We start from the raw sequence: 22549 nt of genomic DNA, 5'->3' as shown, positions 1-22549 counted from the left end.
TTCGGCAGCTCCTACAGCGCAGTCCAGCGGGAGCAGTCTCGCCTCAGCCCTCTTCCAGCCACCAACGCAGCGGCTTGCCCTGGGCCGGCCAGAAGCGTATTTGCTCGACGGGCGAGATGTCCCAGCGTTCGACCTTTTCCAAGGCCTGCAAGAAGCGCGTCTCTTGCTCCATCACCGCCGGGGCACAGAGTTTGCGCGTGCTGCCGATCTTGCCGAAGCTCAAGCGGTGGCCTTCCAGGGTGTAGGGCGCGAACCAGTGGTTGCAGCCGCCGTTGCCATAGGCGCGACCGTCATCCCCAAGGGTGATGGTCAGGTGGCTGTAGTCCATCAATGGCCGCTCGCCGATCCACTCCAGGATGTAGCTGCGGTTATGTTGCAGCTGCACAGGATCAGCGGCACACCCCATCAAGCTCATGCCGATCGACGCGAACAGAGCCAAATGTTTCATCAGGCGGCTTCCTGGCATTGCGGGCACAGGTGTTTTTCACCCACGGAGGTCCAGCCCAGTTCGGCGATCCGTGCGGTGGCGGCCGGTTTCTCGGCCTTGACGCCGAGCTTGGCATCGACGGCGAATTCGAAGTTCAGTTCCTTGGCGCAAGCGTCACAGCTGACCTTCCAGGTATGGATCGCCAGTTCGCCGAATACCGGGCCGGTGGTCATGGCTGTCCATTGACCCATGGGCTTGAGCAGGTGCCGCACGGTGTCCACGGTCAGGCGCATGGACAAGTCCTTGCTGCCCTTGAGCGTGACGAGCAACACATCGTTGGCCTGGATCGAACCGCCATTGCCGGTGACCTGGTAGCGGCCCGGCGCCAGCGCGCGGACTTCGGTCAAGGTGTGCTGCGGGTTCATCAGGGTGTAGCGGAAATCGTGTTCGGCCATGGGTCCTCCAAATAGGCGTGACATGCTAGCACGGGGCATGGCTTTGGATGCTCCATAAGGGATCTGACCGACGAAACTCCATCCCTGTGGGAGCCGGCTAAAAGTTTAGCTGTCTACCAGGTTTTGCGGCGTGCCGGCCGCCCAGGCGGCGATGTTGTCCAGGGTGGTCATGGCAATCGCTGCCAACGCTTCATGGGTCAGGAACGCCTGGTGGGCGGTGACAATCACATTGGGAAAGGTCAGCAGCCGTGCCAGCACGTCATCCTGCAGGGGCAGGTCGGAGCGGTCCTTGAAAAACAACTGGGCCTCTTCTTCGTAGACATCCAGGCCGAGGTAACCCAACTGGCCGTTTTTCAACGCCTCGATCAAGGCCGGTGTGTCCACCAGGCCGCCGCGCCCGGTATTGATCAGCATGGCGCCGCGTTGCATCGCGGCAAGTGATTGGGCGTTGATCAGGTGTCGGCTTTGATCGTTGAGCGGGCAATGCAGGCTGATGATCTGTGCCTGCGCGAGCAGCTCGGCCAAGGGCAAGTAGCGGGCGCCCAAGGCTTCGACCTGCGGGTTGGGGTAAGGGTCATAGGCCAGCAACTGGCAGCCGAAGCCGGCCATGATCCGCGCGAACGTAGCGCCGATCTGCCCGGTGCCGATCACCCCGACGGTCTTGCCCACCAGGTCGAACCCGGTCAGTCCATGAAGGCTGAAATTGCCGTCCCGGGTGCGGTTGTAGGCGCGGTGCAGGCAGCGATTGAGGGCCATGATCAACGCTACGGCATGTTCAGCCACGGCATGGGGCGAGTAGGCCGGCACCCGGACGATGCTTAAGCCCAGGCGTTGGGCGGCAAGCAGGTCGACGTGGTTGTAGCCGGCCGAGCGCAGGGCGATCAGTCGCGTGCCACCTTCGGCCAGCCGCTCCAGCACCGGGGCGCTGAGGTCATCATTGATGAAGGCGCACACCACTTCATGGCGTTCGGCCAGGGCCACGGTGTCGAGGTTCAGGCGTGCAGGCTGGAATTGCAATTGAAGGCCGGCGGGCGCCGGGGCGTTGCTGAAACTGTCGCGGTCGTAGGTCTGGCTGCTAAAAAAAATCACGCGCATGGCGGCCTCCTGGCAAAAAATAAGCCCGTAGGAGCTGTCGAGTGAAGCGAGGCTGCGATCTTTACGCTGACGATTGAGTCGCAAGCGAAAGAACAAAAGATCGCAGCCTCGCTTCGCTCGGCAACTCCTACGGTCCGGGATCGGAACGTGGATTTTCAGCGAATCCGTCGCCCAGGATCTTGCTCTGGATCAGGCGCTGATACGCGCCTCGCTGGCCAGGCGGTTGATGGCCCGCTCCAATTCTTCCAGGGCGGCGGCGGCCTTGGGATCCTGTTGCTTGAGCAGGGTTTCGCTGCGCTGGCAGGCCGCCCGCAATTGCGGTACACCGCAGTAGCGGGTGGCGCCGTGCAGGCGGTGGACGCGTTCGATCAGGGCGCTGTGATCGTTGGTCTCGGTGGCCAGGCGGATCGCTTCGCGGTCGGCTTCCAGGGAGGCCAGCAGCATCGCCAGCATGTCCGCCGCGAGGTCGGACTTGCCGGCGGCCAGGCGCAGGCCTTCTTCGTGATCGAGCACCAGCAGTTCGCTGCCGTCCTGGGCGTCGCCGCTGCGCTCCGGTGACTGGTTGCGTAGGGCCAGGCCAGTCCATTTGAGCACCACCTGGGCCAGTTGCCGCTCGCTGATGGGCTTGGTCAGGTAATCATCCATGCCGCTTTGCAGCAGGGCGCGCTTTTCGTTGGCCATGGCGTGGGCGGTGAGGGCGACGATCGGCAGCGGCGTGCAGTGCCGCTCGCTTTCCCACTGGCGGATCGCCTCAGTGCTCTGGCGACCGTCCATGCCGGGCATCTGCACGTCCATCAAGACCAGGTCGAAGGTTTCCTTCTGTACGGCCTTGACCGACGCATAGCCGCTTTCCACGGCCAGCACCTTGGCGCCCATGTCTTCGAGCAGGGTCTGCACCAGCAGTAGGTTGGCCGGGTTGTCATCCACGCACAGCACTTTCGGGGCTCGGCTGGAAACCGGCTCGTGGGGTTCGTTGCGGGTCGGGCGGGGGGTGGCCAGGTCGGAAAGCGAGCGGCGCAACTTGCGAGTGCAGGCCGGCTTGGCCTGGAGCTGGCTGTGAGGGTTGGGCACCGAGAGGTGGTACAGGGTCTGTTCGGTGGTGGGGCACAGCACAAGTACTTTGCAGCCCAGATGCTCAAGGTCCCAGATGTGTTGGTTGAGGCGCTCCGGAGGCATGTCGTTGCTGGTGACGCCCAGCACGGCCAGGTCGATCGCCTGATCGGTCTGGTGGGCGACGGTAATGCCGTTGGTCAGGCTTTCCAGGGTGTTGAACGGCGTCACTTGCAGGCCGCAGTCTTCGAGCTGGTGCTGCAAGGCTTGGCGGGCCAGTTCGTGATTCTCCAGCACCGCCACACGCCGGCCCAGCAACGGTGGGCCGGGCAGGTCCTCGGCATCATCTCGGGCCTTGGGCAGGCGCAGGCTGATCCAGAACTCCGAGCCTTCGCCCGGTGTGCTGTCGACGCCGATCTCACCGCCCATCTGTTCCACCAGGCGCTTGGAAATCACCAGACCCAATCCGGTGCCCCCCGGTTGCCGCGACAGCGAATTGTCGGCCTGGCTGAATGCCTGGAACAGCGCTCGCACATCCTGGTTGGACAGGCCAATACCCGTGTCCTGGATGCTGATGCGCAACTGCACGCTGTCTTCGTGCTCGTCTTCGAGCATGGCCCGGGCGACGATGGTGCCCTCGCGGGTGAACTTGATGGCGTTGCTCACCAGGTTGGTCAGGATCTGCTTGAGGCGCAGCGGATCGCCCACCAGCGACAGTGGCGTGTCCCGGTAGACCAGGCTCACCAGTTCCAACTGCTTGGCATGGGCGGAGGGTGCGAGGATGGTCAGGGTGTCTTGCAGCAGGTCCCGCAGGTTGAACGGAATGCTGTCGAGTACCAGCTTACCGGCCTCGATCTTCGAAAAGTCGAGGATCTCGTTGATGATCCCCAACAGGCTATCGGCGGATTTCTCGATGGTGCCCAGGTAATCGAGCTGGCGCGGAGTCAGTTCGCTTTTCTGCAACAGGTGGGTAAAGCCGAGGATACCGTTGAGCGGCGTGCGGATTTCATGGCTCATGTTCGCCAGGAATTCGGATTTGATCCGGCTCGCTTCCAGGGCTTCCTTGCGGGCCAGGTCCAGCTCGATGTTCTGGATCTCGATGGTTTCCAGGTTCTGGCGCACGTCTTCGGTGGCCTGGTCGATGCTGTGCTGCAATTCTTCCTGGGCGTTCTGCAAGGTACTGGCCATGCGGTTGATGCCCGAGGCCAGCTCGTCCAGCTCCTGGCTGCCTAGCGGCGGCAGGCGGGTCTCCAAGTGACCGTCTTTGAGTTGCGCCACGGCCTGCTTGATCTGGCTCAGTGGGCGGTTGATCGTGCGGCCCATGCGCAGGGCCAGCAGCGCAGTCAGGCACAGGCCGGCGGCGATCAGCAGCAGGCTGGCGAACATACTGCGATAGCCGCGCAGCAACATGCCGCTGTGGGACAACTCCAACTCGACCCAGCCCAACAGGCGGTCGGCTTCTTCGGGAATCAGTTCGCCCGCCAGGTTGCGGTGCTTGCCGAATACCGGCAGCAGGTAGCGCGTGGCGTCGTTGCCGGTGCGTTGCAGTAGCTGCGTGCTGTTGCCCTCCGGCGCCCGGTTGAGCATGGTCGGGCCGGCGTGGGCCAGCGGTATGCGGTCGGGGGCGAGGAAGGTTACGGCGCGCACGTCCGCCTGTTCGAGGGACTGGGTGGCGATGCGCTCCAGCAGATCGGTGTCCTGGCGGCTCATGGCCGGGGCGACCAGCGGGGCCAGTTGTTCGGCGATCATCTCGCCACGTTGCAGCAACTGGGCGTGCAGGTCCGATTGCTGCATCCAGGTGAAATAGCCGCCCAGGACCAGCGCCATCAGGCTGGTCGGCAACAGGGTCAGCAACAGCACACGGCCTTTGATTCCCAGTTTCTTGAGCACACTTGTCTCCTGCATCCAGCGTCTGATTGAGCGGTGCGCGCATCCGGCACGCATTACCTGCGCAGTGTAGCGATTTGCGGGCGGGGGATCTTTGTAAAAATGGTGTCTGCTGTGCATCGGTTCGACCGGAGGCTTGTTGCAGTGGGATCTGCAATCGCCTAGGAAAGATCCGATAAAAAATCTCATTCCTACAGATTTTTATGTGTTGCGAGGAAAGAACTTCCCTTGTGAGGTAACAAGTACTACAGAAGTGGCAGATATGACAGTTAGATGGAGCGGATATGGAGGAAGCAGCAGGTTGGCTACGTCTCTATAACTTCTCCCTGTTCGGATACGTTCCTGTCGTCCTGGGGCTGCGTTGGGTCAGGTAACGTCCCATAAGTCATCGAGCGCGGCCTCCATGGCGAGGAAGCTTGCTCTCACCGGGGCGCAACTTTTATCTCCAGCTTGAGCGGCGCAGCCAGGCTGTCAATGGATTTACGGAAGTCGACGGGGTTGGGGGGGATAGACTTTTCGACTTGGGTGTCGGGTCGATTGTGGCGGATGGGCTTCAGAAGGGGATCGGGAGCGCAGCATTTCGAGATCAGATGGAGGGGTTGAAGGCGTGGTTTTAACTTTATGTATAGATCAACGATAAAATCTTGGCGCAGGGACAGGCCTGGTCACCCAGCTAGCCGTTGACCACGGCCGGGTGCGATGGCCAATTCGCGTTTTCCAATCGAGCTAGGAGAGTCGAGGAGGAGGCTTTCGGCGGGGAGGGCGCTCCAGTCCCAACCCCTCGAACGTGTTAGATCCTCTCCTACTCCCGACGCAGATCACGTGCCCGCTCACCCTCCCCAGTCACCAGCCACACTTCACTGACACTCAGCAACCGTGCCAATTGCGCCATCCGCAACCGAGGCACACCCCGCACGCTCCAGTTCGTCAGGCATTGAGGGCTAACACGCAGCACCTCGGCAAAAGCCGACGGGGCGATGTCCTACTCTTCCAATAGGTTGCGCAAGCGTTGCCCGCAGGCCTGTCGGGCGCTGGTCTGTGGATTTTTTTGTTTCGCGTTGACCATCGTTATTGCTCTGCATCTTGCTCGTACGTTTAACGGTGCGACTGTAAAGAACACGGTGTAAAGCCAGATAGCCTTGACCGCTTGGTTACCAATACAAAAGGAACGAACCCACAAACAGACCGGAAGAGTGCTTACAGGCGGTGCTTACAACAGATATGCATGCACGATTTGAGCGTTCAGATCTGTAGGAAAAGGATTGTGTGGAATACAGAAGCGACTACGTGGGGCTTGAGCATCATGCGCAAGCGAGGATCCGGTGGCGAGTGGGCAAGCTCCCTGCAAAGCAGCACACGCCTCGCTTATTCCCATAAGCCATAAGCCCCTTACTTTGCGTGATATGGCCTCGCCAGGTTTGCCGGTATGATAGGCGCCCCCGCAGTCCGGATTGCGAATACGCCATGACTCTGCAGTACCCAACCATCGCCGATTGCGTCGGCAACACTCCGCTGGTCCGTTTGCAACGCTTGCCCGGCGTGACCACCAATACGCTTTTGCTCAAGCTCGAAGGGAATAACCCGGCGGGTTCGGTCAAGGACCGGCCGGCGTTGTCGATGATCACCCGTGGCGAATTGCGCGGGCAGATCCGGCCCGGCGATACGCTGATCGAGGCGACCTCCGGCAACACCGGTATTGCCCTGGCGATGGCGGCGGCGATCAAGGGCTACAAGATGATCCTGATCATGCCCGACAACTCCAGCGCCGAACGCAAGGCGGCGATGACGGCCTATGGCGCCGAGTTGATCCTGGTGACTCAGGAGGAGGGCATGGAAGGCGCCCGGGACCTGGCCGAGCGCATGCAGGCCGAGGGCCGTGGCAAGGTGCTGGACCAGTTCGCCAACGGCGACAACCCCGAGGCCCACTACACCACCACCGGCCCTGAGATCTGGCGCCAGACCGACGGCACCATCACCCACTTCGTCAGCTCGATGGGCACCACCGGCACCATCATGGGCACCTCGCGCTACCTCAAAGAACAGAACCCCAGCGTGCAGATCATCGGCCTGCAACCGATGGAAGGCTCGGCCATCCCCGGCATTCGTCGCTGGCCCGAAGAGTATCTGCCGAAGATCTATCAAGCCGAGCGCGTGGATCGCATCATTGATATGGCCCAGAGCGAAGCCGAGGACGTGACCCGTCGCCTGGCTCGCGAAGAAGGCATCTTCTGCGGCGTGTCTTCGGGCGGTGCCGTGGCGGGGATGCTGCGCCTGTCCAAGGAAGTTGAAAATGCGGTGATCGTCGCGATCATCTGCGACCGTGGCGACCGTTACCTGTCGACCGGCATTTTCGACGCGCCCAACTGATGGCCAAACAAGAAAGAGGCTTGCGCTTCCAGCCCAGCGGCGGAAGCCGGGCCCCGCAAGTGCCCACCGGTAAAAAGCAGCGCTTGACCATTGAGCGCCTGGCCAACGATGGCCGTGGCATCGCCTTTGTCGAGGGGCGCACCTGGTTTGTCATCGGCGCCCTGGCCGGCGAAGAGGTCGAGGCGCGGGTGCTCGGTGCCCATGGCAAAGTGGTCGAGGCACGCACCGAGCGGGTGTTCCTGCCCAGTGAGCTGCGGCGTGCGGCGCCGTGTGTTCATGCCGGTCGCTGCGGCGGTTGCAGCGTCCAACATTTGCCCCATGACGAACAACTCGCCCTGAAACAGCGCATGCTCGCCGAGCAGTTGTCGCGGGTGGCCGGGGTGGTGCCAGAGGAATGGGCCGCACCCCTGAGCGGGCCGGAGTTCGGTTATCGGCGTCGCGCCCGGGTGGCGGTGCGCTGGGACCAGAAGGCGAAAAAACTCGAAGTCGGTTTCCGTGCCGTCGGCAGCCAGGACATCGTTGCCATCGGTGATTGCCCGGTGCTGGTACAGCCCTTGCAGCCGATCATGAGCCGCCTGCCGGAGATGCTGCGTCGCTTGAGCAAACCCCAGGCGCTGGGGCATGTGGAATTGTTCGCCGGTTCGTCCCTCGCGGTATTGCTGCGCCACATGGCGCCGCTGTCGGAGGCCGACCTGACGATCCTCAAGGATTTCTGCGCGTTTCATGAAGCTCAGTTGTGGTTGCACGGTGAAGGTGAGCCGCAACCGGTCGAGCCCGGGCAGGCCCTGGGGTTTCGCCTCGATGCCTGGGACCTTGAGCTGGCGTACCGGCCGGGGGACTTCATCCAGGTGAACGCCGGGGTCAATGAAGCGATGATCGCCCAAGCCTTGCAATGGCTGGCGCCGCGCCCCGAGGAACGGGTGCTGGATCTGTTCTGCGGCCTGGGCAATTTTGCCTTGCCGCTGGCCCAAAGCGTGCATCAGGTAGTGGCCGTCGAAGGCGTGCAAACCATGGTGGATCGTGCGGCGGCCAATGCCCTCAGCAACAATTTGAATAACACGGCCTTTTTTCAGGCCGATTTATCCCAGCCTCTGGCGGATGCCGAATGGATCGGCGAAGGCTTTTCTGCGGTACTCTTGGACCCACCCCGTGACGGTGCTTTCGAGGTGGTGCGCAAGCTGTCGTCCCTGGGTGCCAAGCGGTTGGTTTATGTTTCGTGCAACCCGGCAACTTTGGCCCGGGATACGGTCGAACTGATCAAGCAGGGCTACCGGTTAAAACGTGCCGGGATTCTCGATATGTTTCCTCAAACGGCACATGTCGAGGCCATGGCGTTATTTGAAGCGAGCCAGGATGGCTCGTCCGATTGACCCGTTCGTGCCAACCCGCCACGGCCCTGGGCGCAAGCACGGGCATGAAGGTCAGCGAAATTGACGCATTGAATCTGCGTCGTAGGGAAGGTAAGTAAAGATGGTACAGGTGAGAGCACACCAGCCGATCAACACCGACGGCAGTATCAATCTCGAGGCTTGGCTCGATCATGCGGTCAGCGTCGACATGGCACTGGATCGCGAAGCCTTGAAGGCCGCCTGCGAGTTCGCTCGCGAGGCGGAGCAGCAACACAACGCGGGGAAGAACCTGTGGTCCGAAGGCACCTCGAGTTTCCAGACGGGCCTGGAGATCGCCGAAATTCTCGCTGACCTCAAGCTCGACCAGGACTCCCTGGTGGCGGCGGTGCTGTACCGCGGCGTGCGCGAAGGGCAGATCCAGCTCCCGGTGGTCAGCCAGCGCTTTGGCACCGTGGTGGCCAAGTTGATCGACGGCGTGCTGCGCATGGCCGCCATCAGCGCCAGCCTCAGCCCACGCCAGTCCATGGTGCTGGGCACCCAGGGCCAGGTGGAAAACCTGCGCAAGATGCTGGTGGCGATGGTCGACGACGTGCGCGTCGCGCTGATCAAGCTGGCCGAACGCACCTGCGCCATCCGTGCAGTGAAGTCTGCCGATGACGAAAAACGCAATCGCGTCGCCCGGGAGGTGTTCGATATCTATGCACCCCTGGCCCACCGTCTCGGCATCGGTCACATCAAGTGGGAGCTGGAGGACCTGTCCTTCCGCTACCTGGAGCCCGATCAATACAAGCAGATCGCCAAGCTGTTGCATGAGCGACGCTTGGATCGCGAGCGCTTCATCACCGACGTGATGACCCAGTTGCGTGAAGAGTTGCAGGCCACCGGCGTGGTAGCCGACATCAGTGGCCGGGCCAAGCACATCTACTCGATCTGGCGAAAAATGCAGCGCAAGGGCCTGGAGTTCAGCCAGATCTACGACGTTCGCGCCGTTCGCGTACTGGTCCCGGAAATGCGCGACTGCTACACCGCCCTGGGGATCGTCCACACCTTGTGGCGGCACATTCCGAAGGAGTTCGACGACTACATCGCCAACCCCAAGGAAAACGGCTATCGCTCGTTGCACACCGCTGTGATCGGCCCCGAGGGCAAGGTACTGGAAGTGCAGATCCGCACCCATGCCATGCACGAGGAAGCCGAGCTGGGCGTCTGCGCCCACTGGAAATACAAGGGCACCGACGTCAAGTCCGGGTCCAACCATTACGAAGAAAAAATCTCCTGGCTGCGCCAGGTGCTCGAGTGGCATGAGGAACTGGGTGACATCGGCGGCCTGGCCGAACAGCTGCGGGTCGACATCGAGCCGGACCGGGTCTATATCTTCACCCCCGACGGTCACGCCATTGACCTGCCCAAGGGCGCGACGCCGCTGGACTTCGCCTACCGGGTCCACACCGAGATCGGCCACAACTGCCGTGGCGCCAAGATCAACGGGCGGATCGTGCCGCTCAACTACAGCCTGCAGACCGGTGAACAGGTCGAGATCATCACCAGCAAGCACGGTACGCCGAGCCGCGACTGGCTGAACCCGAACCTGGGCTACATCACCACCTCGCGGGCGCGGGCGAAAATCGTCCACTGGTTCAAGTTGCAGGCTCGCGACCAGAACGTCGCCGCCGGCAAGACCTTGCTCGAGCGTGAACTCGGTCGCCTGGGCCTGCCGCAGGTGGATTTCGACAAGCTGGCCGAAAAAGCCAACATGAAAACCGCCGAGGACATGTTCGCCGCCCTCGGTGCCGGCGATTTGCGCCTGGCGCAGTTGGTCAACCTGGCCCAGCAACTGGTGGAGCCGGAGCGGGGCAATGAGCAACTGGAGCTGATTCCACGCAAGGCCACCGGCTATAAGCCAGGCAAGCGCGGCGATATCCAGATCCAGGGCGTGGGCAACCTGATGACCCAAATGGCCGGCTGCTGCCAGCCATTGCCGGGGGATGCGATCGTCGGCTACATCACCTTGGGCCGTGGCGTGAGCATTCACCGCCAGGACTGTGCCTCGGTGCTGCAACTGGCCGGTCGCGAGCCGGAGCGGATCATCCAGGTCAGTTGGGGCCCGGTGCCGGTGCTCACCTACCCGGTGGACATCGTCATCCGCGCCTACGACCGATCCGGCCTGCTGCGTGACGTCTCCCAGGTGTTGCTGAACGAGCGGATCAATGTGCTGGCGGTCAACACCCGTTCGAACAAGGAAGACAACACCGCGCTGATGTCCCTGACCATCGAGATTCCGGGGCTGGATGCGCTGGGGCGGTTGCTGGGGCGGATTTCCCAGTTGCCGAACATCATCGAGACCCGGCGTAACCGGACGCCAGGGTGATCGCTGGCCATTAATGTGGCAGCGGGCTTGCTGGCGAAGGCGGAGTGTCAGTCGACATCAACGTTGTTTGACACACCGCGTTCGCCAGCAAGCCCGCTCCCACAGGGTTTTGTGTGATGAGACAAACTTAATGTACAGCCTCGAAGACCTGCTCCACCTGATGAACCGCCTGCGGGATCCGCTGTACGGCTGCCCGTGGGACATCAAGCAAACCTACGCCACCATCGTTCCCCATACGCTTGAAGAAGCTTACGAAGTGGCCGATGCGATCGAGCGTGGCGATTTCGATCACTTGCAGGGCGAGTTGGGCGACCTGTTGTTCCAGGTGGTGTATTACAGCCAACTGGCCCGGGAGGAAAACCGCTTCGAATTCGCCGGCGTGGTCGACAGCATCACCCGCAAGCTGATCCGCCGCCATCCCCATGTATTTCCTACCGGTGACCTGTATGCGCCCGTGGACATCCCGCGCCTGAGCGAAGAACAGGTCAAGCAGCGCTGGGAAGAAATCAAGGCAGAGGAACGGGCCGAGAAGGCTTCGGTGCCCGAGCAGTTGTCATTGCTCGACGATGTGCCGGGGGCGCTGCCGGCGTTGTCCCGTTCGGCGAAGCTGCAAAAGCGTGCGGCTCAGGTTGGTTTCGACTGGCCAGGCCCGTTGCCGGTGCTCGACAAAGTCCGGGAGGAATTGGACGAAGTGCTCGAAGCCATGGCCGACAACGATCCGGTGGCCATCAGCGACGAGATCGGTGACCTGCTGTTCAGCGTGGTGAACCTGGCGCGCCACCTCAAGGTCGACCCGGAAACCGCCCTGCGTGGCGCCAATGGAAAGTTCGAGCGGCGGTTCCGATTTATCGAACAGGCATTGCGCGACACCCACCGTCCCATGGAAGATTGCACCCTCGAAGAGTTGGACGCCTTGTGGGGCGAAGCCAAACGTCAGGAAAAGAATTTGCCCAGCTGTGGCTGAGGCCGTTGCCTAAGTGAGTAAGCACCATGAGCCTTTCCCTTCGCGACCAGTTGCTCAAAGCAGGGCTGGTCAACCAAAAGCAGGCCAAGCAGGTCGGCAAAGAGAAACAGAAGCAGCAACGCCTGGCCCATAAAGGCCAGATCGAACTGGATGATTCCCAGCAGCGCGCCGCCCAGGAGGCCATGGCCGAAAAGGTCAAGCGCGACCAGGAGCTCAACCGGCAGCAGCAGGAAAAGGTCGAGCAGAAGGCCCGGGCCGCGCAGATCAAGCAATTGATCGAAGTCTCGCGTCTGCCGAAGCTGACCACCGAGGACTATTACAACTTCGTCGACGACAAGAAGGTCAAGCGCATCTCGGTCAATACGCTGATGCGCAACAAGTTGAGCAGTGGCTCCCTGGCGATCGTCCACCACGCCGGCGGCTACGAAGTGATCCCGCGCGAGGCTGCCCTGAAGATCCAGGAACGCGACCCCAAGCGCATCGTCCAGCTCAACACCCAGACCGAAGAAGTGGATGCCGATGATCCGTACGCGGCGTATCAGATTCCTGATGATTTGATGTGGTAAGCCGGGCGCAATGCCATTGAGCTGAAACACAAAACCTGTGGGAGCGAGCTTGCTCGCGATAGCGGTATATCAGTGACAGAGATGTTGGCTGATGCCCCGCTATCGCGAGCAAGCTCCCCACAGGTGTTTTGTGTGGTTCAGGATTGCGCGGTCTCCCGCGAACGCTGCCGCTCCTCGCGCTCCAGCTCAGCCTTGTAGCTATGGGCGTCCGTCTCGGAGTGGAACATCCCCACCAGCAAATCCTGTTGATGCACGTCCCAAATCCGGATGCCGGCGGCAATGCCTTCATGGGACATATGGGCGTCGTCGCGTTCAGTTACTTTCACAGTCATCTTGCAAGCTCCAATCTCTGTTATCTGCAGCAAGGCGTGTGCAGGGCTTTGTTATAGATTTGGATAGTGTGCTAAGTAAATGCCTCGGTTCGTTAAGAAGTTTTCATGCAAAGCGCAACAATCCTGCAGGCCAGACGGTGCGCGGCATTCGGTCGCAGGGGGAGCTCATGAAAAATATTTCATGTTGCAGCGGCAACTTGAGTGAACGCAAAACCCCTGTGGGAGCGAGCTTGCTCGCGAAGAGGCCAGCCCAGGCAACAACAATTCCCCGCAAAACGAAGGCTCAAGCCGTTGCACCAAGCTCGACGAATGGCATGCCTGCAAGAGATTTTTTTAAACGTACCTGTCAACTCTGACAGTTACCTCATTCCCCAAAAACCTGTCTATTTCTATCCAACGCGGTGCGACGGGATGTGTTTGGGTGATCTCTGACGGAAAATTGAGTTGCGTTGTCGTTTGGCGTTCCCCGCAGCCCTGAATTGAACCCGGGTCTATTAGCTTTAAGAAGGGCGCTTAGTACTTGTTTTTTATCTTTATCGATAGTGTTTGGCTTCTGTATGTTTCAATATTTTTAAAGTTTCTCTTCGGTGAGAGCGAGCCTTGATGGCTGCAATCAATGTCACCGCTAACTGACACACCCCTATCGCGAGCAAGCTCGCACAGTGGGTATGTGGCGGGCTTGAAAACCGGGCAACAAAAAGCCCCGCATGGGCGGGGCTTCTTGTTGTCGGCGTCGATTAGCTGCCTTTCACAGCCTTGCCGTTGACCGTGCCGTCCAGGAGCATGATGTTGTACTCCTTGCCGTCGGTCTCGACCTGTTGCAGGCGCACCAGCAGGTAGTCCCAGTCCTTGGCGAACCAGAGCACGGTGATGCGCTTGCTTTGTGTCGGGTCGCGCACGCGCTCGACCTTGATCGCGTCGATCTGGCCGGCCTTGGTGTCGACCTTCTCCGAACCCAGGACGCGGAAGTCATAGGTATCGACTTCGCCATCATCGACGACCTGATAGCTCATGCTTTTCTTGCCGGCTGCTACGTCGTGCTGCAGGGCCAACTGGTAAGTGGATTTATCGACCATGCCACGGTTGAGCGGCAGCTTGACCGCGTCACCGCGATCGGTGCCGGTGACCATCTTGGTATTCCAGTCGAAGTCCAGGTCGGCCTTCTTGGCCTTGCCCAGGCCGCCTCGTTCGAAGTGGTACGACTGTGGCAGCAGGGTGTCCTTGTCCAGGGTCAGGGTGCTTTCTTCGGTCAGGCTGGCGATCATCATCGAAGCCTTGAAGCTCAGCTTCCAGGTGCCGTTGGCTTCCTTGGTCAGGTTGCGCTCGGCGGTGCCGCTCATGGGCAACTGTTTCCAGTCGGCGGTGTAGCTGGCGGAGAACGGTTGAAGTTCTGCGGCCTGTGCCAGGGGCAAGGCAAGCAGAGCGCAAGCGAAGAGCAGGGCGCGACGCATAAAATCTCCTAGTATCGAATCAAATGGCCGCTGGCGGCGAGCAACTGGCCGTCCAGTGAGGCACCGCGATCGTCGAGGGTCAGCCTTCCTTCGGCAAACCAACGCACGGCCATCGGGTAGATCTGGTGCTCGCGGGCGTGAACCCGTTGCGCCAGGCTTTGCGGCGTGTCGTGCAACTCTACCGGTATTACTGCCTGTACGACCAGTGGTCCGCCATCGAGTTCCTCGGTGACAAAGTGCACAGAGCAGCCATGCTCCGTGTCTCCGGCCTCCAGCGCGCGCTGATGAGTGTGTAACCCTTTGTATTTGGGCAGCAGCGAGGGATGGATATTGAACAGGCGGCCCTGGTAGTGACGCACGAAGCCAGCGCTGAGGATGCGCATGAAGCCAGCGAGTACCACCAGTTGCGGATTGAAGGTGTCGATTTGCTCGATCAACGCGGCGTCGAAGGCTTCGCGGCCCTCGAACGCCTTGTGATCCAGAACGCGGGCGTCGATACCCGCCTCCTTGGCGCGTTGCAGGCCGTAGGCATCGGCGCGGTTGGAAATCACCGCGCGGATACGGACCGGGCTGTCGCCGGTCCGCGTGCTGTCGATCAAGGCCTGCAAGTTACTGCCGGTGCCGGACAGCAGCACCACCACGTCACAGGTTGAAGACATCAGTGCGCCTTAAGGTTTTTCAGCTCGACCTGTGCAGCGCCTTCGGCCGCCGTAGCGATCTGGCCGATGACCCAAGGCTGCTCGCCAGCTTCACGCAATACGTTCAGGGCCGTCTCGACGTGCTCCTGGGCCACGCAGACGACCATGCCCACGCCGCAGTTCAGCACGCGGTGCATTTCGGTTTCATCGACATTGCCTTTCTCTTGCAGCCAGTCGAACACCGCCGGGCGGGTCCAGCTCGCCACGTCGACCACGGCCTGGGCGCCTTTGGGCAGTACACGCGGGATATTGTCCAGCAGGCCACCACCAGTGATGTGGGCCATGGCCTTGACGGTGCCGGTGTCCTTGATCAGCTTGAGCAGCGGCTTGACGTAGATGCGGGTAGGGGCCATCAGCAGGTCGGCCAGTGGCTTGCCGTCGAGCTGGGTGTTTTCGATGTCTGCACCCGAGACTTCGATGATCTTGCGGATCAGTGAATAGCCGTTGGAGTGCGGGCCGGAGGACGGCAGGGCGAGCAGGGCATCGCCAGCGGCGACTTTCGAGCCGTCGATGATCTCGGCCTTTTCCACGACGCCGACGCAGAAGCCGGCCAGGTCGTAGTCTTCGCCTTCGTACATGCCAGGCATTTCCGCGGTTTCGCCGCCGACCAGGGAGCAGCCGGACAGTTCACAGCCGGCGCCGATGCCGGTCACGACCTGGGCGGCGGTGTCGACGTTGAGCTTGCCGGTGGCGTAGTAGTCGAGAAAGAACAGCGGCTCGGCGCCGCAGACCACCAGGTCGTTCACGCACATGGCCACCAGGTCGATGCCGATGCTGTCGTGCTTGTTCAGGTTCAGGGCCAGGCGCAGCTTGGTGCCGACGCCGTCGGTGCCCGAGACCAGGACCGGTTGCTTGTAGCCGGCCGGGATCTCGCAGAGGGCGCCGAACCCCCCCAGGCCGCCCATGACTTCCGGGCGCGCAGTGCGCTTGGCGACGCTCTTGATGCGTTCGACCAATGCTTCACCGGCGTCGATGTCTACACCGGCGTCCTTGTAGCTCAGGGAGGGTTGCTTGCTCATGATCCAGGCCTTTAGGGGGGGGATTTCTGGGTAACGACCGACGCCGGGGCCATTGAATAACCGTTGTACGAATTATTCCGGGAGCCCAGCCATTGCCGGTCTGCGAAGGCGCGCGATTTTATCAGGCTTGAGGGGCAGCGGCCATCCTCGCGCCGACGGGCAGGGACATATCCACGGAAAAAAACCGATATTTCTTATATTGGTACTGCGCAACGCCTCTGTATAAGGTGTAGCGGTAACCGGTTATGGTGATGACCGTGCGAAACTTTCACCAGGTGTGTGAATGTTTTGCCGGGTGCTGTGGTCACAGCCATGCTCAATCTTCTTCACACGGCCTGTTCCAGCCGTTATGTCCGGGAATCTTCCATGCGTTTGTTCAAATTCTTGTCCGTGAGCTGCTTGTCGCTGGTCAGCCTGGCGAGCCATGCCGAAACCGTCAATGCCCTCTATCAAGTGCTCGAGCCGGTCACCAGCCAGGCACCGGAGGAGCGCAACCAGGCGACGCTGCGTGCCCTGGATACGTTGGTGCAGCGCCTGACTGGCGACGCGAAGGCGGCCCAGAATCCAGGCTTGGCGGCTATCCGCCAGGACCCGCAACAGATCATTCTTCAATATGGCTACGACGCCGGTCCACCGGAAAGCCTCAAGGTGGACTTCGACCCGGCGAGCACCGACCGCGCATTGCGCTCGGCAGGGTTGTCGCTGTGGAGCGCGAACAGGCCATCGATCCTGGGCTGGTGGCTGAACGACTCGGTCGAGGGCTCCAGTCTGGTGGGTGATGGCCAGGCCAGCGCCACGCTATTGCGGCGTGCCGCCCAGCATCGGGGCCTGGCCTTGCACCTGCCGCTGGCGGACTTGAGCGAGCAAATCGTTGCCACCGCACCGAACCTGGAAGGCAGCGACCCGGCGCCTTTACGTGATGCCTCGGAGCGCTACGCGACAGACGCCTTGCTGGCGGTCCACGCCAAGGAAGAGGACGGGCAGTGGCAGGGGGCTTGGCGCCTGTGGCTGGGGGATCAACGCGAGCAGGGCACTGCCCAGGGTGCCAATCCTGCGGCCCTGGCCGACGCGGTCATGCTCGCGGTGAACCAGCGCCTGGCGCCACGTTTCGTCACCAAGCCGGGCGTGGCCACTGAGCAACTGCTGGAAGTGCAGGGCATGAACCTGGAGCGTTACGCGGCGCTTGGGCGTCTGCTCGAGCCGTTCGACGGGCAGTTGCAGTGGGTTGAAGGCGACCGGATCGTCTATCGGGTCAACGGCAGTGCCGAACAACTGAAGGCGCAGTTGGCCCTGGCGAAACTGCAGGAGATCCCGCCCGGCGAGGCCGTCGCGCCAGTGCCAGTGGCGCCGCCCGCCGCCGATGGCTCGGCCCCGGTTGCAGCGCCTGTGCCGGAGCCGGCAGCCAATCTGCGCTTCCGCTGGTAGGTTTTCTTTCTTTTATATAGCTAGGAGTGGTTCATGGGCGATACGCGGCGTTGGTTCTGGTTGGGCGGGGTTGCCCTGCTGATTGCGCTTATCTATTTGCTGCATCCGATCCTGACGCCATTCCTGGTTGCGCTGCTGCTGGCCTATCTGTTCGACCCGGTGGTGGATCGCCTGGAAAAACTCGGTCTGTCGCGAACCTGGGGCGTGGTGGCGGTGTTTGCGCTGTTCACCTTGATTGTGGGTGCACTGTTGCTGGTGCTGATCCCGATGCTCGCCAAGCAACTGCTGCGCTTGTACGAATTGGTGCCGCAGATGCTCGATTGGTTGCAGCACAGCGCGGTGCCGTGGGTGCAGTCGAAGCTGGGGTTGGCGGACGGTTTCTGGAAGTTCGACAAGGTCAAGGCGGCCATCAGCGAGCACATGGGGCAAACCACCGACATCGTTGGCGTGGTGTTGAGCCAGGCCACGGCCTCGGGCCTGGCGTTGATCGGCTGGCTGGCGAACCTGGTGCTGATTCCAGTGGTGGCCTTCTATCTACTGCGAGACTGGGACCTGATGATGGCGAAGATTCGCAGCCTACTGCCGCGTCATCGAGAAGAACGCATCATGACCCTGACCGGCGAATGCCATGAAGTGCTGGGGGCGTTCGTGCGCGGGCAACTGCTGGTGATGGTAGCCCTGGGCTTCATCTATGCGGCTGGGCTGATGCTGATAGGGCTGGAGCTGGGGCTGTTGATCGGCTTGATCGCCGGGCTGGCGGCCATCGTGCCGTACATGGGCTTTGTGATTGGCATTGGCGCGGCTTTAGTTGCCGGGTTGTTCCAGTTCGGCGGCGACCTGTACCCGATGGTGGGCATCGTCGCGGTGTTCATGGTCGGCCAGGCCCTGGAGGGCATGGTGCTGACGCCGCTGCTGGTGGGCGACCGCATTGGCCTGCACCCGGTGGCGGTGATCTTCGCGATCCTGGCGGGGGGCGAATTGTTCGGCTTCACCGGGATCCTGCTGGCGTTGCCGGTGGCGGCGGTGATCATGGTGCTGGTGCGGCATATGCACGATCTGTACAAGGATTCGGACATCTACAGCGGCGTCGAAGACCCTGGCCTATAGGGCAAATAGCAGGCGGTGTGTCAGGGAAACTGACGCTCCGCGCCCATGCCGCTGCAAACCTTTGATTTTGCTCGTGGTCCGGCGCATTGTGCGGTCCGCGTCACGGGTATAAACTTTGCGCACTTTACACAGAGGCCACTAACGGTTCCCGAGGAACTGTTCAGTCAGCATGAAACCGATTCAGCTGCCCCTAGGTGTGCGTCTGCGTGATGACGCCACCTTTATCAATTACTACCCAGGCGCCAATGCCGCTGCACTCGGCTATGTTGAGCGGCTTTGCGAAGCCGACGCCGGCTGGACCGAAAGCCTGATTTATCTGTGGGGCAAGGACGGGGTAGGGCGCACGCACCTGTTGCAGGCCGCGTGTCTGCGGTTCGAGCAATTGGGCGAACCTGCGGTCTACCTGCCGCTGGCCGAGTTGCTCGACCGCGGCGTTGAAATTCTCGACAATCTCGAACAGTACGAACTGGTTTGCCTGGATGATCTCCAGGCCGTGGCCGGCAAGGCTGATTGGGAAGAAGCGCTGTTTCACCTGTTCAATCGGTTGCGCGACAGCGGTCGGCGTTTGCTGATCGCCGCGTCGACGTCGCCTCGGGAGCTGCCGGTGAAGCTGGCGGACCTCAAGTCTCGTCTCACCCTGGCACTGATTTTCCAGATGCGCCCGCTTTCCGACGAAGACAAACTCCGCGCCTTGCAGCTGCGCGCTTCCCGGCGCGGCCTGCACCTGACCGACGAAGTCGGGCATTTCATCCTCACCCGTGGTACCCGCAGCATGAGCGCGTTGTTCGAACTGCTCGAACGCCTCGACCAGGCCTCACTCCAGGCCCAGCGCAAGCTGACTATTCCTTTTTTGAAAGAAACATTGGGCTGGTAGAACCGTTGCTGGTAGTGGCTCATGGCCTGCTCTGGACGTGGCGAAACCCGCGGTCCTGCTGGGCGGCAGGCCACGTGACGTTCAAAATGGGCATAAGCGCTTAGATGTAAACGTAAAACCGAGAAGTCACATTTGCATCGATTGAATTTGCAAATGAGGTTGATAGAAGGCATAGTCCCGCCATCTTTACTACTTCAGCCACGGTCGTGCCCATGCTAAATCGCTTCGCACCCCTCGTGCCTCTCGCACTTGTTACCCTGTTGTTTGGTTGCGCTGCCCACTCTCCAGTGACTCAGCAAGAGCAACAACCACAGGTCAAGAATACCGTTAATACCGTTACCGCCCAGTCTTCCTCCGTTGCGTTCCAGGAAGAAATGGCCTCCGACAAAGAGCTCGCAGCCTTCGCCGGTAGCAAGCCTTACCAGCTTCCAGTACTGGCCGACAGCATCCTGGAGCGCGGTATGTCGTTGATCGGTACCCGCTACCGTTTTGGTGGTACCTCTGAAGCCGGCTTCGATTGCAGCGGTTTCATCGGTTATCTGTTCCGCGAAGAGGCCGGTATGAACTTGCCGCGTTCCACTCGCGAAATGATCAACGTGAACGCCCCACTGGTGGCTCGCAACGAACTTGAACCCGGTGACCTGCTGTTCTTCAGCACCAGCGGTCGTCGCGGTCGCGTCAGCCATGCCGGTATCTACCTGGGCGACAACCAGTTCATCCATTCCAGCAGCCGCCGCAGCGGTGGGGTGCGGATCGACAACCTGGACAACAGCTACTGGAGCAAGACCTTCATCGAAGCCAAGCGCGCCCTCGCCATGGCCCCGACTGTTGTCACTGCTCGCAAGTAAGCACACAGTTTATAAGGCAAACTTAAAGTCTTACTTGAAGTTTGCCTTATAGCCGCTAGAATCCTTGATCATTGATTGATGGCAATCCGCCTGCGTACTCCGCAGGCGCATTTGTTTTCATGCACACGGCAGAAAAGCCGCATCCAGATCAGGATTGTTCTGCATATGTCGACGTCGGCCCGCCTCGCTCTCATGTTTCTTGCCGCGCTGCTCAGCGCGTGCGCCAGCCGCACTCCGCCGCCTGCTCCAGTGCGAGTTCCAGTGGTCTTTACCCCCTCGCAACCCTTTTCCCCGGTTGCCGAAGATGTGCTCTTCCGGGCGCTTGGCCTGGTGGGCACACCTTATCGTTGGGGCGGTAATACACCGGATTCGGGTTTTGACTGCAGTGGCCTGATTGGCTATGTGTACCGCGACGCTGCCGGCATTTCCCTGCCGCGTTCCACCCGCGAGATGATCGGCATGCGTGCCCTGGATGTTGGCAAGGAAGCCTTGCAGAGCGGCGATTTGATTTTCTTCGCCACCAACGGCGGCTCCCAGGTCAGCCATGCCGGGATCTATGTCGGTGAGGGACGTTTCGTTCACGCGCCGGCCACGGGGGGTACGGTCAAGCTCGATAGCCTGTCCAAGGCCTATTGGCAGAGGACTTACCTGAGCGCCAAGCGTGTGCTGCAGCCGGAGCATCTGGCGCGCAATCCCTGAGTGGTTGTTGTCCTGGTCTGTGGGAGCAAGGCTTGCCGGCGATGAAGGCGATACGGTCTTTCAGAGATCGAGGTGCCTGTTTCGCGGGCAAGCCTTGCTCCCACAGATCGGGCGGTGCACACACGCAGGTGTGCCGGCCTTATTTACCTGACACGCGCCATATCTTGTTCCCCACATCATCGGCCACCAACAACCCACCCTGCTTGTCGATCACTACGCCCACTGGCCGCCCCTGGGCTTTTTCGTCGGCGTTCAGGAAACCGGTGAGCACATCTACGGGTTGCCCCACCGGCTTGCCGCCGTTGAACGGTACGAAAATCACTTTATAACCACTGTGGGGCTTACGGTTCCAGGAGCCGTGCTGGCCGACGAAGGCCCCTTCGGTAAACGGTGCAGGCAAGGTGCTGCCCTCGGCGAAGGTCAGGCCCAATGAGGCGGTGTGAGGGCCGACGGCGTAGTCCGGGGCAATGGCCTTGGCCACCAGGGCCGGGTTTTGTGGTTCGACCCGGACGTCGACGTTCTGCCCATAATAGCTGTAGGGCCAGCCATAGAAGGCCCCGTCCTTGACCGACGTAATGTAGTCCGGCACCAGGTCGCTGCCGATCTCATCCCGTTCGTTCACCGCTGTCCAGAGCGCGCCGCTGCGGGGCTCCCAGGCCAGGCCGTTGGGGTTGCGCAGGCCCGAGGCGAAGATGCGGTGATTGCCGCTGGCACGGTCCACTTCCCAGATGGCGGCGCGACCTTCTTCGGCCTCCATGCCGTTTTCCGCGACGTTACTGTTCGAGCCGGTGGTGACGTACAGCTTGCTGCCGTCGCGGCTGGCAATCACGTTCTTGGTCCAGTGATGGTTGAGTGTGCCACCGGGCAGATCGACGACCTTGGTCGGCTGCGTCTTGATTTGCGTGTCACCGTCCTTATAGGGAAAGCGGATCAGCCGGTCGGTATCGGCCACGTACAGGTCATTGCCGACCAGGGTCATGCCGAACGGTGAATTGAGATTTTCCAGGAACACCGTGCGGGTTTCGGCGATGCCGTCGTGATTGGCGTCGCGCAGCAGTGTGATGCGATTGGGGCTGGGCACGCCGGCGCCGGCGCGGCCCATGACTTTTTTCATCACCCAGCCCCGGATGCCCTTGGCGTCGTCCGGCTTGGGCGGGGCGTTGGTTTCGGCCACTAGCACATCGCCATTGGGCAGCACGTAAAGCCAGCGCGGATGGTCCAGCCCTTCGGCGAACGCGCCCACTTGCAGGCCCTGGGCTGGGGTAGGCTTGGCGCCTTGTGGCCAGCCGATGGCTTCGGCGATGTTGACGGTGGGGATCAGGGTCTTGTTCGGTTCAGGCAGTTTCGGCGCTGGGCCGGTGCCGTCGGACACTTGCAAGGTGGACGACTCGCCACAAGCGACAAGCCCGGCGGCAAGGGCGACGATCAGGAGATGGGGTGGCTTGAGCATGCTGGCTTCCCTATGAATGCATGTAGTTATTCATAGAGGAGCGTAGACGCGCGATGGTTCAACTGTGGGGATGTCAGTCAGCCAGGCAAGGTTCCTGCAGTGGAGGCAGATTTTGTGG

At 61.3% G+C, this 22549-nt stretch carries 19 protein-coding genes; 10 read left to right on the top strand and 9 right to left on the bottom strand.

Going from position 1 to position 22549, the window contains the following annotated elements; translation table 11 throughout:
* Positions 1-43: 43 nt before the first annotated feature.
* The 4 genes from AACY42_RS00380 to AACY42_RS00365 form a co-directional block, all read right to left on the bottom strand.
* Entirely contained in the window at positions 44-448 is a 405-nt protein-coding gene (locus AACY42_RS00380) for an META domain-containing protein (RefSeq protein ID WP_339475173.1), read from the bottom strand.
* A complete protein-coding gene (locus tag AACY42_RS00375; RefSeq protein ID WP_339475171.1) occupies positions 448-882 on the bottom strand; it encodes a hypothetical protein in 435 nt (144 codons plus the stop codon). Before AACY42_RS00375 ends, AACY42_RS00380 begins: the two co-directional genes overlap by 1 nt.
* Before the next feature lie 105 nt (positions 883-987).
* Positions 988-1977: a 2-hydroxyacid dehydrogenase gene (locus AACY42_RS00370; RefSeq protein WP_339475169.1), complete on the bottom strand. Its 990-nt coding sequence runs from the start codon at positions 1975-1977 to the stop codon at positions 988-990.
* Positions 1978-2166: 189 nt separating this feature from the next.
* Positions 2167-4917 (bottom strand): response regulator, encoded by a 2751-nt coding sequence (locus AACY42_RS00365; RefSeq protein ID WP_339475167.1) that lies wholly within the window; start codon positions 4915-4917, stop codon positions 2167-2169.
* A gap of 1461 nt (positions 4918-6378) precedes the next feature.
* On the opposite strand from AACY42_RS00365, the gene cysM reads away from it, so the two are divergent.
* The 5 genes from cysM (at position 6379) to AACY42_RS00340 (ending at position 12528) form a co-directional block, all read left to right on the top strand.
* Positions 6379-7281 (top strand): cysteine synthase CysM, encoded by a 903-nt coding sequence (gene cysM, locus AACY42_RS00360; RefSeq protein ID WP_339475165.1) that lies wholly within the window; start codon positions 6379-6381, stop codon positions 7279-7281.
* Complete coding sequence (rlmD, locus tag AACY42_RS00355) at positions 7281-8651, top strand: 23S rRNA (uracil(1939)-C(5))-methyltransferase RlmD (protein WP_339475164.1); 1371 nt, start codon at positions 7281-7283, stop codon at positions 8649-8651. Before cysM ends, rlmD begins: the two co-directional genes overlap by 1 nt.
* A gap of 100 nt (positions 8652-8751) precedes the next feature.
* Entirely contained in the window at positions 8752-10998 is a 2247-nt protein-coding gene (gene relA / locus AACY42_RS00350; protein WP_339475163.1) for a GTP diphosphokinase, read from the top strand.
* A 130-nt stretch (positions 10999-11128) separates the two neighbouring features.
* Positions 11129-11962 (top strand): nucleoside triphosphate pyrophosphohydrolase, encoded by an 834-nt coding sequence (gene mazG, locus AACY42_RS00345; protein WP_339475161.1) that lies wholly within the window; start codon positions 11129-11131, stop codon positions 11960-11962.
* 26 nt (positions 11963-11988) lie between these two features.
* Positions 11989-12528 (top strand): DUF2058 domain-containing protein, encoded by a 540-nt coding sequence (locus AACY42_RS00340; protein ID WP_053124301.1) that lies wholly within the window; start codon positions 11989-11991, stop codon positions 12526-12528.
* Between the two features lie 137 nt (positions 12529-12665).
* On the opposite strand, the gene AACY42_RS00335 is transcribed toward AACY42_RS00340, so the two are convergent.
* The 4 genes from AACY42_RS00335 to purM all read right to left on the bottom strand — a co-directional run bounded on the left by AACY42_RS00335 (position 12666) and on the right by purM (position 16028).
* A complete protein-coding gene (locus AACY42_RS00335; RefSeq protein WP_053186517.1) occupies positions 12666-12860 on the bottom strand; it encodes a hypothetical protein in 195 nt (64 codons plus the stop codon).
* Between the two features lie 737 nt (positions 12861-13597).
* Positions 13598-14311, bottom strand: coding sequence for a DUF3108 domain-containing protein (locus tag AACY42_RS00330; protein ID WP_134925419.1), 714 nt, complete (start codon positions 14309-14311; stop codon positions 13598-13600).
* An 8-nt stretch (positions 14312-14319) separates the two neighbouring features.
* A complete protein-coding gene (purN, locus tag AACY42_RS00325) occupies positions 14320-14970 on the bottom strand; it encodes a phosphoribosylglycinamide formyltransferase (RefSeq protein ID WP_339475154.1) in 651 nt (216 codons plus the stop codon).
* Positions 14970-16028, bottom strand: a complete 1059-nt coding sequence (gene purM / locus AACY42_RS00320) for a phosphoribosylformylglycinamidine cyclo-ligase (RefSeq protein ID WP_339475153.1) — start codon at positions 16026-16028, stop codon at positions 14970-14972. The genes purN and purM overlap by 1 nt, the downstream gene beginning before the upstream one ends.
* 366 nt (positions 16029-16394) lie before the next feature.
* On the opposite strand from purM, the gene AACY42_RS00315 reads away from it, so the two are divergent.
* The 5 genes from AACY42_RS00315 (at position 16395) to AACY42_RS00295 (ending at position 20981) form a co-directional block, all read left to right on the top strand.
* Complete coding sequence (locus AACY42_RS00315) at positions 16395-17453, top strand: DUF2066 domain-containing protein (protein WP_339475151.1); 1059 nt, start codon at positions 16395-16397, stop codon at positions 17451-17453.
* 33 nt (positions 17454-17486) lie between these two features.
* Positions 17487-18560, top strand: a complete 1074-nt coding sequence (locus AACY42_RS00310) for an AI-2E family transporter (protein WP_339475149.1) — start codon at positions 17487-17489, stop codon at positions 18558-18560.
* A 169-nt stretch (positions 18561-18729) separates the two neighbouring features.
* Positions 18730-19434, top strand: a complete 705-nt coding sequence (gene hda / locus AACY42_RS00305; protein WP_003178999.1) for a DnaA regulatory inactivator Hda — start codon at positions 18730-18732, stop codon at positions 19432-19434.
* Between the two features lie 212 nt (positions 19435-19646).
* Positions 19647-20282, top strand: a complete 636-nt coding sequence (locus AACY42_RS00300) for a C40 family peptidase (protein ID WP_339475146.1) — start codon at positions 19647-19649, stop codon at positions 20280-20282.
* 165 nt (positions 20283-20447) lie between these two features.
* Positions 20448-20981, top strand: coding sequence for a C40 family peptidase (locus AACY42_RS00295; RefSeq protein ID WP_339475143.1), 534 nt, complete (start codon positions 20448-20450; stop codon positions 20979-20981).
* 139 nt (positions 20982-21120) lie between these two features.
* Here AACY42_RS00295 and AACY42_RS00290 read toward each other — a convergent pair whose 3' ends face one another.
* Positions 21121-22431, bottom strand: coding sequence for a PQQ-dependent sugar dehydrogenase (locus AACY42_RS00290; protein ID WP_339475140.1), 1311 nt, complete (start codon positions 22429-22431; stop codon positions 21121-21123).
* Positions 22432-22549 lie beyond the last annotated feature (118 nt).

Origin of the sequence: Pseudomonas sp. RL_5y_Pfl2_73 (assembly GCF_963970515.1) — a bacterium.
Taxonomy (GTDB): domain Bacteria; phylum Pseudomonadota; class Gammaproteobacteria; order Pseudomonadales; family Pseudomonadaceae; genus Aquipseudomonas.
This window is presented reverse-complemented; position numbering and strand designations above follow the sequence as displayed.

What these genes read in the sequence shown, in the direction of transcription:
- AACY42_RS00380 (WP_339475173.1), bottom strand. Translation starts at nt 448, where the DNA reads ATGAAACATTTGGCTCTGTTCGCGTCGATCGGCATGAGCTTGATGGGG.
- AACY42_RS00375 (WP_339475171.1), bottom strand. Translation starts at nt 882, where the DNA reads ATGGCCGAACACGATTTCCGCTACACCCTGATGAACCCGCAGCACACC.
- AACY42_RS00370 (WP_339475169.1), bottom strand. Translation starts at nt 1,977, where the DNA reads ATGCGCGTGATTTTTTTTAGCAGCCAGACCTACGACCGCGACAGTTTC.
- cysM (WP_339475165.1), top strand. Translation starts at nt 6,379, where the DNA reads ATGACTCTGCAGTACCCAACCATCGCCGATTGCGTCGGCAACACTCCG.
- rlmD (WP_339475164.1), top strand. Translation starts at nt 7,281, where the DNA reads ATGGCCAAACAAGAAAGAGGCTTGCGCTTCCAGCCCAGCGGCGGAAGC.
- relA (WP_339475163.1), top strand. Translation starts at nt 8,752, where the DNA reads ATGGTACAGGTGAGAGCACACCAGCCGATCAACACCGACGGCAGTATC.
- mazG (WP_339475161.1), top strand. Translation starts at nt 11,129, where the DNA reads ATGTACAGCCTCGAAGACCTGCTCCACCTGATGAACCGCCTGCGGGAT.
- AACY42_RS00340 (WP_053124301.1), top strand. Translation starts at nt 11,989, where the DNA reads ATGAGCCTTTCCCTTCGCGACCAGTTGCTCAAAGCAGGGCTGGTCAAC.
- AACY42_RS00335 (WP_053186517.1), bottom strand. Translation starts at nt 12,860, where the DNA reads ATGACTGTGAAAGTAACTGAACGCGACGACGCCCATATGTCCCATGAA.
- AACY42_RS00330 (WP_134925419.1), bottom strand. Translation starts at nt 14,311, where the DNA reads ATGCGTCGCGCCCTGCTCTTCGCTTGCGCTCTGCTTGCCTTGCCCCTG.
- purN (WP_339475154.1), bottom strand. Translation starts at nt 14,970, where the DNA reads ATGTCTTCAACCTGTGACGTGGTGGTGCTGCTGTCCGGCACCGGCAGT.
- purM (WP_339475153.1), bottom strand. Translation starts at nt 16,028, where the DNA reads ATGAGCAAGCAACCCTCCCTGAGCTACAAGGACGCCGGTGTAGACATC.
- AACY42_RS00315 (WP_339475151.1), top strand. Translation starts at nt 16,395, where the DNA reads ATGCGTTTGTTCAAATTCTTGTCCGTGAGCTGCTTGTCGCTGGTCAGC.
- AACY42_RS00310 (WP_339475149.1), top strand. Translation starts at nt 17,487, where the DNA reads ATGGGCGATACGCGGCGTTGGTTCTGGTTGGGCGGGGTTGCCCTGCTG.
- hda (WP_003178999.1), top strand. Translation starts at nt 18,730, where the DNA reads ATGAAACCGATTCAGCTGCCCCTAGGTGTGCGTCTGCGTGATGACGCC.
- AACY42_RS00300 (WP_339475146.1), top strand. Translation starts at nt 19,647, where the DNA reads ATGCTAAATCGCTTCGCACCCCTCGTGCCTCTCGCACTTGTTACCCTG.
- AACY42_RS00295 (WP_339475143.1), top strand. Translation starts at nt 20,448, where the DNA reads ATGTCGACGTCGGCCCGCCTCGCTCTCATGTTTCTTGCCGCGCTGCTC.
- AACY42_RS00290 (WP_339475140.1), bottom strand. Translation starts at nt 22,431, where the DNA reads ATGCTCAAGCCACCCCATCTCCTGATCGTCGCCCTTGCCGCCGGGCTT.